This is a genomic window from uncultured Paraglaciecola sp. (assembly GCF_937123705.1).
GTDB lineage: Bacteria > Pseudomonadota > Gammaproteobacteria > Enterobacterales > Alteromonadaceae > Paraglaciecola.
On record NZ_CAKZKO010000111.1, the window covers coordinates 1 to 12,463 of the forward strand.

Genomic DNA, 12,463 nt, shown 5'->3' on the forward strand with positions numbered 1-12,463 from the left:
ACGGTAACCTGACTATTGATGCCAATGGTCATTGGGTCTTCACCGCCAACAGCGCGTTTAATCAATTAAACGTCGGCGATAAAGTCGAAGAAACCTTTACCGTAAATTCTGTTGATGGCACACCGTCCACCATCAAAGTGACGATTAACGGCACTAATGACAAAGCCGTGATAAGCGGAACAAGTGCCGGCGCGGTCACCGAAGAATCTCAACTTCAAACCTCTGGCTCACTGACTGTGACTGATGTTGATGCCGGTCAAGCACACTTCTCCAATACCGATATTGCTGGGACTTTAGGCACCTTACACCTCACTAATTCGGGGACATGGACTTACGACTTAGATAACACCAACCCAACCGTTCAAGCGTTAGGTAAAGGAACAACCGCTACCGATACCATTACTGTTCATTCTGCTGACGGCACACCACATCAAATTACTATTACGGTTAATGGCACTAACGACAAGGCCATCATTGGCGGGACAAACTCTGGTGCAGTGACTGAAGAATCTCAACTTCAGACGTCAGGTACACTGACTGTCACTGACGTAGATACTGGTGAAGCACACTTCTCCAACATTGATATTGCAGGCACATTAGGCACTTTACATTTAACTGATACCGGCACTTGGACTTACGATTTAGATAATACGAATCCACAAGTTCAAACCTTAGGTAAAGGCGCGACAGCGACTGATACTATTACTGTCAACTCAGCAGATGGTACGCCGCATCAAATTACCATTACGGTGAATGGGACTAATGATACGGCTGTAATTGGTGGGACTTCTGCAGGCGCAGTGACCGAAGAAACGCAGTTACAAACCTCAGGCTCGCTGACTATTACAGATACCGATACCGGTGAAGCACACTTCTCAAATACTGATATTAAAGGCTCACTTGGGACATTGCATTTAACCGATGCTGGGCAGTGGACTTACGATTTAGATAACACAAACCCAACGGTGCAAGCCCTAGGTAAAGGCGCTGCAACAACCGATACCATTACAGTTACTTCAGCAGATGGTACAACTCACCAAGTGACCATTGCCGTTAATGGAACTAATGACAAGGCTGTTATTACTGGTACAAATACGGGAGCAGTTACCGAAGATCAAGATTTAACAAATCAGTTGAATGTTCACCCAAACTACATGCTTACACAAGGCAAGCTATTCATTACCGATGTAGATACGAATGAAGCTACATTTCCGATGCAATCTGGCATTGTTGGCGACCACGGGATCGGCTCATTTACACTTATACCAAGTGGCATTTGGCTATTTTCCGCAGATTCAAAACAAGCGGCTGTTCAGGCTTTAGGTGTTGGTGAAACTTTAACAGAGTCGACAACAATAACCTCGGTTGATGGCACACAGAAAACTATTTTGGTAACCATCAATGGTACCAATGATGCACCTGTTATCACCCCTGTTGCGACGCAAACGGTAACCGAGGATGGCAGTAAAACCATTACCTTCCATGCAACGGATATTGATACGACGGATACGTTGACCCCGAGTGTGTCAGCGACACACGGTAGTGCCTCGCTGAATGCGCAAGGTGAAATCGTGTTTACGCCTGATGCTAATTACAATGGTTCTGCTACAGTTGTTCTTTCAGTGACTGATGGGCATACGACAACCAGTCAAACTATCAATGTTGATGTAACACCGGCAAACGATGCGCCTGTTATTAATCCGATTGTGCCAGTGAGCGCCACTGAAGATGGTGCAGTAGTCACAGGTCAACTCACCTCAACGGATATTGATACGGGTGATACTGCAACCTTCACAACCACATCAACACAGGGTGGATTTACACTCAATGCAAATGGTAGCTACAACCTAGACCCAACAGATGCAAGCTTCCAACACCTTAAAGCAGGTGAGATAAGCACGTTCACTATCCCTGTTACCGTGACCGATTCTGCAGGTGCAACAGATACTAAAGATTTAGTGATTACGGTGACGGGCACGAATGATACGCCGGTCATTAGTGGTGTCGATACGGGGGCATTAAAAGAAGATGTGAGCGTTAATCCTCAGAGTAATGAACTGACTGCGACAGGTAAGTTAGATATTGTCGATATAGATACAGGTGAAGGTAGTTTTATATCCCATGGATTTAACAAAACGGCCCTACAAGGTCATTATGGTAAATTGGAGATCAGTCAAGATGGGAGCTGGAGTTACTCTGCCGATAATTCTCAAACAGCGATTCAATCCTTAGGCGAAGGTGAGCAGTTAACAGATACAATTAAAGTGACTTCGAAAGACGGTACAACGCATGATGTCGTGGTAACCATCAATGGCACTAATGATAAAGCCGTGATTGGCGGATCTAATACTGGCGCAGTAACAGAAGAATCTCAACTTCAAACCTCTGGTACACTGACAGTCACGGATGTCGACACCGGTGAAGCACACTTTGCGAATACTGATATACAAGGGACCTTAGGAACATTACATCTAACGGATAATGGCGCTTGGACGTACGATTTAGATAACACCAATCCACAAGTTCAAGCGTTAGCGCAGGGCGCAACGACCACGGATATTATTACTGTCAACTCAGCAGATGGCACGCCACATCAAATAACCATTACGGTGAATGGGACTAACGATAACGCTGTGGTCGGTGGAGTAGATACTGCAAGTGTCACTGAGAAAGCGGCTGGAGATAATATGTCGCCAGATCATGCTCAACCAGGTATGGCGACACTTCGAGTTAGTACACTCAACGCTAATGGACATTTATCTGTGGTTGATCCTGACTCTGGTCAGTCTGGCTTTGCTGATAATAATGTGGGGTATAATTATCACGGTACATATGGTGACTTAATATTAAATCCAAATGGAGATTGGAATTACTATGCCGATGCAGGAAGCCTCACTCAGATTGGTGGAAGGCCCACGACCAGAGGCTCCGCTATCGATAAATTAGGTGAGGGTGAAACACTCACAGACACTATCACCGTTCACACAAAAGATGGAACACCACATAATATAGTCATCACTATCAATGGTAGTAACGACAGGCCTTATTGCTCTTCAGAAGTACAACTCAACGCAGGTACTGAAGATACGAGACAAACCATTACAGCTGCACAACTGTTACAAAATTCAATAGATGTCGATAAAAATGACTCTGGACTGCTTACAGTAGCAAACCTTCATCCAGATCACGGCTCGATTTTAGATAACCAAAATGGTACATACACTTTCACACCAGAAAAAGACTATAACGGTAAAGTTCATTTCACCTATGATGTCAAAGATGCACATGGCGGTGTCACTCATACTGGAGCTACCAGCAGTTTAAGTGCAGTTGCTGATAAAGCGGTTATAAGCGGTAGTGATACCGGAACGATTATTGAAGATCATAATGTGGGTCACAGTTCATTACAGCCTGTCGTTGTATCGGGTTTGCTGAGTGTGACAGATCCTGATGCAGGGCAAGACCATTTTCAGGTCAATCTGTTATTAGGAGAACAGGCGATTCACGATCCCTTTGGTGGTTTTTTACGCATTACACCAAGTGGCGCTTGGGGATATGAAGTAGCCAATAGTCGCTTGCAATCATTAGCTGAAGGTGAAGTAGAAAAAGTTGTATATCGTGTTTACTCTGCAGACCACACTGCCCACGATATAACAATAACGGTGACAGGCACCAATGATAAGCCAACCATCACTGCGACGACACTGGCACATGGCACTGAAGATACACACTACCAAATACAAGCCAGTCAGTTTGGATTCAGTGATATCGACACAGGCGATACGTTACATTCCATAGCAATCACAGATCTACCATCAGCAACACAAGGTAAGTTTGTGCTTGATGGACACGATGTTACAACGGGACAACACATCCCTACAGCTGACATCAGTAAGCTTCAGTTCGTTCCTGCGCAAGATTTTAATGGCGATGTTCAGTTTAAATATACTGTTAACGATGGGCATACCGACTCTGCAGAGGCTACCAACACACTTCATATTGATGCGGTGGGAGATAAAGCCGTTATATCAGGTGTGGATACTGGCGATGTTTATGAAAACAGAAACCCTGATATGTCGCCAGACTTTGCCCAGTCAGGTATGGCGCATTTAACTAATAGTATGATTCATGTTGAGGGGCAACTAACAATCATCGATCCAGATACCGGCGAGAATAGTTTTGATTCTAAAGGTATTGGTTATACCTATCATGGAAAATATGGCCATTTGATTCTTAATACAGATGGTAAATGGTTTTATGGTGTTGCGACCGGCACTGCTGATGTAAATGGTGGATTAACAACAAATGTAGGATCGACGATTGATCAACTTGGTGCAAATGAGACACTCACTGATACGATAACGATACAAAGTAAAGACGGTACTACTCATGATATTGTTATCACCATTCATGGCGACAACGACCGTCCATACTGCTCTTCAGAAGTGCAGCTCAACAGCGGTAAAGAAGACCTCGCGCAAACCATCACGGCCACCGAACTCTTAGCAAACACTATAGACGTGGATAGCAACGACCTAGGCAAACTCACCGTTACGAATCTTCACGCTGATCATGGTTCTATTCTAGATAATCAAGACGGAACATACACTTTTACCCCAACCAAAGACTATAACGGTCAGATTCATTTTAGCTATGATGTGACAGATGCGCATGGCGGAACGACTCATACAGGGGCGTCTACCACACTCACCGCTACCCCAGACGGCGCCATCATTTCAGAAGTGACAACTGACCACGTCACTGAAGATGGTTCACACAGCAGCCACAATGCAGGGGTTACAACTGAGCTCGCGAATGGAAGACTACAAGTTGTGGATCCAGATAGCGGGGAGAATAAATTCCAATACAGCCAGTTTGGTGAATCAGCAGTTCACGATCCGTTTGGTGGCATGTTACGTATTGATAGCATGGGCAATTGGGGGTACAGCGTTAATAATGCCAATTTGCAACACCTTGCTCAAGGGCAAACTGAAACCGTTATCTACCGTGTTCATAGTTATGATGGAACGGCATACGAGTTGCACATAGACGTTGTAGGCACCAATGATGCGCCAACCGTTACCCAAGTTGCGCTAAGTAACGGCACTGAAGACACGCATTATCAAATGCAAGCGAGTCAGTTTGGATTTACGGATGTTGATAGTGGCGATACGCTACATTCAGTTGCAATCACAGATCTACCACCAGCAACACAAGGTAAATTTGTGCTTGATGGACACGATGTTACAGCGGGGCAACACATCCCTACAGCTGACATCAGTAAACTTCAGTTCGTTCCTGCGCAAGATTTTAATGGCGATGTTCAGTTTAAATATACTGTTAACGATGGGCATGATGACTCACAAGAGGCTACTAACACTCTTCATATTGATGCGGTAGGTGACACAGCAGTAATCACTGGAACGACAACTGGCGATGTCGATGAAGGGCATGGTACCTATCATGATCGGTCACCAAACTACGCACAGCTTGGGATGGCTAAATTAACCAATGACCCTTTATATACTGATGGCAAGTTAGAGATTATTGACCCAGACGCTGGCGAAGCACAATTTGATACAAAAGGCATAGGCTACTCCTACCATGGCACTTATGGTCAATTAATACTAAATGCCGATGGTAATTGGCATTATAAGGTTACCGTTGGTAGTAACCAACAAAACGTAGCCACAAAGATCGATCAATTAGGCGATGGGCAAGAATTAACAGATACGATTACCATTTATTCTAAAGATGGTACAAGTCACGACATAGTCATTACCATTCACGGCGATAATGATAGACCTTATATCAGTTCTGAAGTAACACTTGCCACAGGAACAGAAGACACAGCTCTTACTTTCACCAAAGCTGATTTATTATCCAATACTGTCGACGTGGATGCCAATGACGCAGGTAAGCTTTCCATTGCGAATCTGTTAGTCGATCACGGGTCTGTTGTCGATAACAAAGACGGCACATACACTTTAACTCCAACCAAAGACTATAACGGCCAAGTTCATTTTAGCTATGACGTCACAGATGCGCATGGCGGAACGACTCATACAGGAGCAAACACGTCTCTTGCTGCTGTTAATGATGCCGCCACATTTGCCGGTGACTCCAGCAGCATAAAAGAAGATACAAACATTCACCACAACGCGCATATCACGGGGTCAGCAACTATTCCAGATGCCCTTTCTTGCCATGGGCACCTGATTGTTTCTGACGCTGATGGTCATGGCGAAGCTGCATTAGATCTTAAGGGGCAACCGAAAATATCTCTGGATGGAACCTATGGTCATTTCGACATCACTAGTACTGGGACATGGGTTTATAAAGCAGACAACAAGAGTACGCCGATTCAAGACTTAGACAATGGACAAACACTCACAGATAGCATTGAAGTCACATCAAAAGACGGTACCAAGCATTCAATTACCGTCACTATTAACGGGACTACTGACGCTCCTACTCTACACAGCCTCAGTGATTCTGGTGTTCAACATAGTGGTCCAGTTGAAGGGAATCTACTTACTGGCTCTGGGACGGATCAAGGATTGAGTGGTGCAGCAACAGACACCGATTCCAACGCACATCTGGTGTTGCAAGATATTCAAATAAAGGACCCCGTGTCAGGTTATGTCGCGGTAAGGCCTGGGCAACCACATACTATGGCCGGTATCGGTACACTCGCGATCGAAGCGAATGGTCATTATACCTTCACCCCGGAAGCTGGCTTTACAGGTAAAGTGCCAAGTATGGTTTATCGTGTCGGTGATGACGGGGGTAACCCAATAGGAGACTCTTCTCAAAACTCTCTCTCTATTGAAGTCACCCCTCCTCTACAACATGCGCCAACGGTGACAGGGCAAACTGTTTCTACAAATGAAGACATCACCAGAACCTTTACCACCAGTGAATTTGGTTACAGTGATCAAGATGGCGATGCACTACAGTTCGTGACTATTAGCAGCTTACCGAGTCATGGATTATTACTTTTAAACGGTAACGCCGTAACCGCCAACCAGCAAATCAGCAAGGCTGACTTAGACGCAGGCCATTTAACTTTCACGCCGATCAATAATGAAAACGGCGCCAACTATGCGCAATTTACATTTACTGCGAATGATGGCCATCAAGATTCGGCAAACGCAACGATGGTAGTGGATGTCAATGCAGTCAATGATGCACCTATCGTTGGATCGAGTTTTATTAGTTCTTTAGAAGATAAGCCTCATGCGTTCACCACCGCAGACTTTAAATATTCTGATATTGATGGAGATGCGTTAAACCACATCACGATTACCAATGTCGCCCATGGCGTGTTATCGCTGAATGGCACCACAGTGAATGTTGGTGATGACATCAGCGCCTCCGACGTTTCATCACTCATCTTCACCCCAACTCACAACTACTTTAGTTCTGGTGTCAGCGGATTAGGGGCGGTGCAATTTACCGCAAACGATGGTCATCTTGATTCAAAAGAAGGGTCAATACTCATTAATATAGCGAGTGTCGCTGACCCTGCAACATTCAGTGGAGACTCCACAGGAGTGGCAAAAGAAGACATAACACTTCAAGCTTCAGGTACGTTGACGGCGAGTGATCCTGATGGAACAGCAGGGTTTACCGCGGTACAGGGTGGAGCTGGAATAGCCGGAAGCAAAGGCTATGGGCACGCTCATATCGATGTAAATGGTCACTGGACTTACGACCTTGACAACAACCATCCTATAGTTCAACAGCTTGGCGAAGGTCAGACAGACACTGAAACCATCACGGTTCAATCTGCAGATGGCACGCACCATGATATCGTGGTTACCATTACCGGCACCAATGACGCACCGATTCTCGGCGTTAACCAAACATCATCAACAGCAGGTACATTAACAGAGACAGATGTAGACGTTAATGACACTCATACCTTCTCTATTGTCAGTTCAACAGGGCAATTCGGTTCATTGTCGGTAGATCCAAACACTGGTGACTACATCTACACACCAAATACGTCTATCACAGGAATGAGTTATAACTCTGCCACCAACTCCTATCATGGTGTCGATGTATTCGAAGTAAAAGTCAGTGACGGCCATACTGAAGATTCGAAATTCATCACCTTTGATGCCTCGGGACATGTCACCATGTCACCAACGGGTAGCTTAGTCACCTCGACGACTGTTCCGCACCAACCTGTGGTAACTGCGACGCAACCAACCTTGCCTTCAGGCACTAACGTCGCGCCAACGAACACCGTTACTCTGGATCTCGCGTCAACAAGCGATTCAGGTTCATCGCAAACTGACAACCTGACCAACGACACTACCCCAACGATTACCGGACACACTGATATTCCATTCTCGAAAGTCACGATTTACGATGGTTCCACACCCGTTGGACACTCGGTATCTGATGCCTCTGGCCAATATAGTGTTGCCGTAAGCAGCTTATCGGAGGGCGATCATAATCTATCCGCCAAAGCATTGGCTCCTTCGTCAGTGCTACCGGCTACATCTTCGCTTCTTTCCGTCCATATAGATACACAAGTACACGTCGGTATTCAAACAGACCCAATTACCGCCGACAATGTGATTAATGCTCAAGAATCCAACAGCTCCATTGACATCACCGGATCCGTTTCTGGCGATTATAATGCAGGCGACATTGTGACTTTAAATGTAAATGGCACAAAACATACTGGCGTTGTCGGTTCACATGGGCACTATTCAATTGCTGTACCTGGCAGTGAACTCATTACCGATGCTGACCAAAAAATAGAGGCATCAATAGCGGTAACAGATACCGCAGGTAATAGCGCTCATGCCACTGCAGATGTTACTTACCAAGTTGATACACAGGTTAGCGTTCCTACGATTACCTTTGAAAACGCAGGGGCAGACAACTTATACAGCAAAGCTGAAATCGCCCGAGGACAGGCAAACACGATTACAGCAACCGTTACGCCTCCTGGTGACGCCAAAATCGGTGAGCATCTTGTCGTTAACGGACAAGATCATGTATTAGATGCTCACACTCTTCAGCATGGAATACAAATTGAAGTTCATCCCGGCTCTAATGTACAAGCAACAATGACTGACGAACACGGTAATACCGCAGGTAGCCAAGGTTTTGCTGCAAGCGCTATTCCTGAACCGATCATTGTCAGACCACCATCGGGAAGCCACCAAGTGTCTGGCACGCTTGGGGTACCACCACTGTTACCATCTTTAACTCCGGTACCAACAACACAAAGCGGTTGGCGAATCCATTTACCCAATGGACAGTATGTCACCAGCCACCATGGGCAATATGGAACATTAACCATTGATCCTCAAACCGGCCACTTACATTACCAAGAGCAAGCTCAGGTTCACACCGGGCCGCATGGTAGCGCTTCGGGCGTCGGCCAACATGAGGATAAATTTGAAGTGGCACTGCAAGGGACAAATCAAGATGAAGTAATCGCCCACGTGAACATCCAGATACTCAGCCATGGTCCAGGAGGTAGTGGTAAGCTGACAATTGGAACCGAGGTGGTTGATATGACGATCACTCCTGTCGTCCATACATCACATCCTGCCCCACCGCCACCGCCTCCTGTTCAACATGACGAACCAGACATGGCTTCGCAAGCCGACTTTACGGTCACACTAAGCGATGATAGTAATCTAGATTTAACCCAGCAGACCCATCAAGAACCAGATGAGAAAACCAGCCACCATGGTGCAGCCGCTTATCTGGATGCTCTAGGTATTAAGCCTGGCACTACATCGACAACGGTTCACGATCAACCTGCAGATATGGACATCGTACTTGCACAAGTCGACCAACAAGGTGCAACAGCACATGACCAAGCGCACTTAGATATGTCAGACGCGCTTGAACACCATGATACGAGCGTCAACCATAACCAAGATGATGAGCATCACCACAACGATATCGATGGGTTACCGGACATAGATCCAAATAGTTAACCGATAACGAGACTAAACAGAAGGGAGCACATGATGTGCTCCCTTTTTATTATTTGCTGTTGTTATTCGTTGACTCTCAACGACTCTTTACAACGATTACCTTTCACCAAATGCGACACTCACATTGGTGTAGATCGGTTTCCATAAATACTGGAATACTGATTTCTCACCAGTGGTAATATCTACCTCGCCCGTCATACCTGGCAAGATAGAAAAGCTCTCAGGATTATCACGGAAATAAGGAACATCCACCGAGACGACTACCTCATAATAGATCTCGCCACGTTCGCTTTGACTTGTGGTCGGTGAAATACTCTCAACCGCCCCTTTTAGCGCCCCAAAGCGGCTGTAATCAAACGCATCAATCTTGATACGAGTCGGCTGCCCTACACTCACAAAACCAATATCTCTTGGCGACAAACGGGCTTTAAAGTCGGCTTTCCCACCAACAGGAACAATTTCAACCACTGTCCCACCCGGCTGAATAACACCTCCGTTCTGTGTACTTGGCAGGCTTTGCACCAAACCTTGTAGCGGCGACACTAACATGGTGTTCGTCAATTTCGCTTGGCTTGAACGTACTCTGGCGTTCAGGGCTGACAAGTCAGAGACAGCTTTAGAACGATCATCGCTCACTTTAGCTTTCGCCTCCGCCAGAAGCTGAATGATTTTTTGATCATTACTGTCAGCTTGTCTAATCAATACAGACTTCTTGCCACGAGCTTCTTCAATTTTCTGCTCAATGCTGGCCAGGGCCTTTTCGGCCGCCGCCGCCAGCGCGGGGTTATCGCTGTTGACGGCATTATTCAGGGCGGCACGGACGGTCGGGTTCAGGCTGCCCGACAAAGTGGCTGCCGCCTCAATATCGCCCTGCTCCACCTGGTAAATGGCCAGGGCATGAGTGAGCATGTCCCGCACCCGCTCGTTGCCTTCTACCTGCAAGCGGGCCTGCAACTGGGTTGCCAGGGCTTCATTTACCTCACCCAGCAGGTTGCGGGCGGCCGCCAGGCGTTGACCAGCGTCGGCCACGGTCAGGTCGATCACCGAGAGGATGCCCTCGATGTCGGCCCGCAGGGCGTTGTTCACCCGCAGGCTTTGCAGATCCCGGCGCGACATTTCACCCAGGTCTTCGCCGGTCAGGGCGTCGGCGATCTGCCAGTTACGGCCCCGGTTGTTAACCACGATCACCAGGGCACCGGTGTCTTCAATCATCGCGAGTTTGCCGTCGCGAACGGCTTCCAGCCAGCCCCGGGCGCGTTCATCGCCGGTTTCGGAGAGGGCTTTGAGTAAGTCGGTTTTTTCAGCTTGCCCGGCTTCTACGAGCCGTTTCAGCAGCGCTTCGGGCGCATTCGTCTGCGCCTGGGCATTCGCCAGTGTGGCCCCTAGGGCCAGACAGACAGCCAATACCATCCTGGCGAGCAATCGGTGAATGCTCATGATTCATTCCTGTTGGCTTGGGAATTCGGGAGCGGTGCCGGGCAGGCTCAGGCCTGCCCGGCTGTGCCCGGTTGGAGCTTAGTTGGAGGCCACGTCAGCCGAGCCACCACCGCACTTGCCGGTGACCACGTTGAAGTTGCCGCAGCGCAGAGGCGCTCGCCAGTCACTGATCAGGTCCTTGGAACCTGGCAGGAAGTCAGACCAGGCATCGCCAGCCACGGTAGACGGGGTTTCCCAGACCACGGAGAACTGGCCGTTGTCCTGGATCTCGCCAATCAGCACCGGCTTGGTGATGTGATGGTTCGGCATCATGGTGGCGTATCCGCCGGTGAGGTTCGGTACGCTCACACCGATGATGGCGTCTTTCACTTCATCCACGTCGGTAGTGCCGGCTTTCTTCACCGCTTCAACGTACATGTTGAAACCGATGTAATGGGCTTCCATCGGGTCGTTGGTGACGGCGGCATCGTCGCCCTTGTAGGCAACCCCGGCGTCGATGAAGTCGTAGTTGGCGTCGTTATCCACGCTCATGAAGTAGTTCCAGGCAGCCAGGTGGCCAACCAGCGGAGCGGTGTCGATGCCGGAGAGTTCCTGTTCACCCACGGAGAACGCAACCACGGGAATGTCGGTGGCGGAAATGCCCTGGTTGCCCGGTACACGGTAGAAGGGCACGTTGGCGTCGCCGTTGATGGTGGAAACCACGGCAGTCTTCTTGCCGGCGCTGCCGAACTTCTTGATGTCAGACACGATGGTCTGCCAGTCAGAGTGGCCGAAAGGCGTGTAGTTGATCATGATGTCGCCGGCGGCCACACCTTTGTCTTTCAGGTAGGTTTCCAGAATCTTGTTGGTGGTGCGCGGGTAAACGTAATCCGTGCCCGCCAGAACCCAGCGCTCAACACCCAGATCGTTCATCAGGTAATCCACCGCAGGAATCGCCTGCTGGTTGGGGGCCGCACCGGTGTAGAACACGTTTTCAGACGATTCCTCGCCTTCGTACTGAACCGGGTAGAACAGCAGGCCGTTCAGTTCTTCTACCACCGGCAGAACGGATT

Annotated in this window: 3 protein-coding genes; 1 reads left to right on the forward strand and 2 read right to left on the reverse strand. The window is 47.9% G+C overall.

Annotated features, from left to right (window positions below):
- The first annotated feature begins 14 nt into the window (after window positions 1-14).
- A complete protein-coding gene (locus Q0688_RS14265; RefSeq protein WP_299077982.1) occupies window positions 15-9,974 on the forward strand; it encodes a VCBS domain-containing protein in 9,960 nt (3,319 codons plus the stop codon).
- A gap of 96 nt (window positions 9,975-10,070) precedes the next feature.
- Here the strand turns inward: Q0688_RS14265 and Q0688_RS14270 are convergent, their stop codons facing one another.
- Together Q0688_RS14270 and Q0688_RS14275 are read right to left on the reverse strand one after the other, a co-directional pair.
- Window positions 10,071-11,411 (reverse strand): HlyD family type I secretion periplasmic adaptor subunit, encoded by a 1,341-nt coding sequence (locus Q0688_RS14270; protein WP_299077978.1) that lies wholly within the window; start codon window positions 11,409-11,411, stop codon window positions 10,071-10,073.
- Window positions 11,412-11,489: 78 nt separating this feature from the next.
- A partial coding sequence (locus Q0688_RS14275) for a transporter substrate-binding protein (protein ID WP_299077980.1) occupies window positions 11,490-12,463 on the reverse strand: 974 nt, incomplete at its 5' end.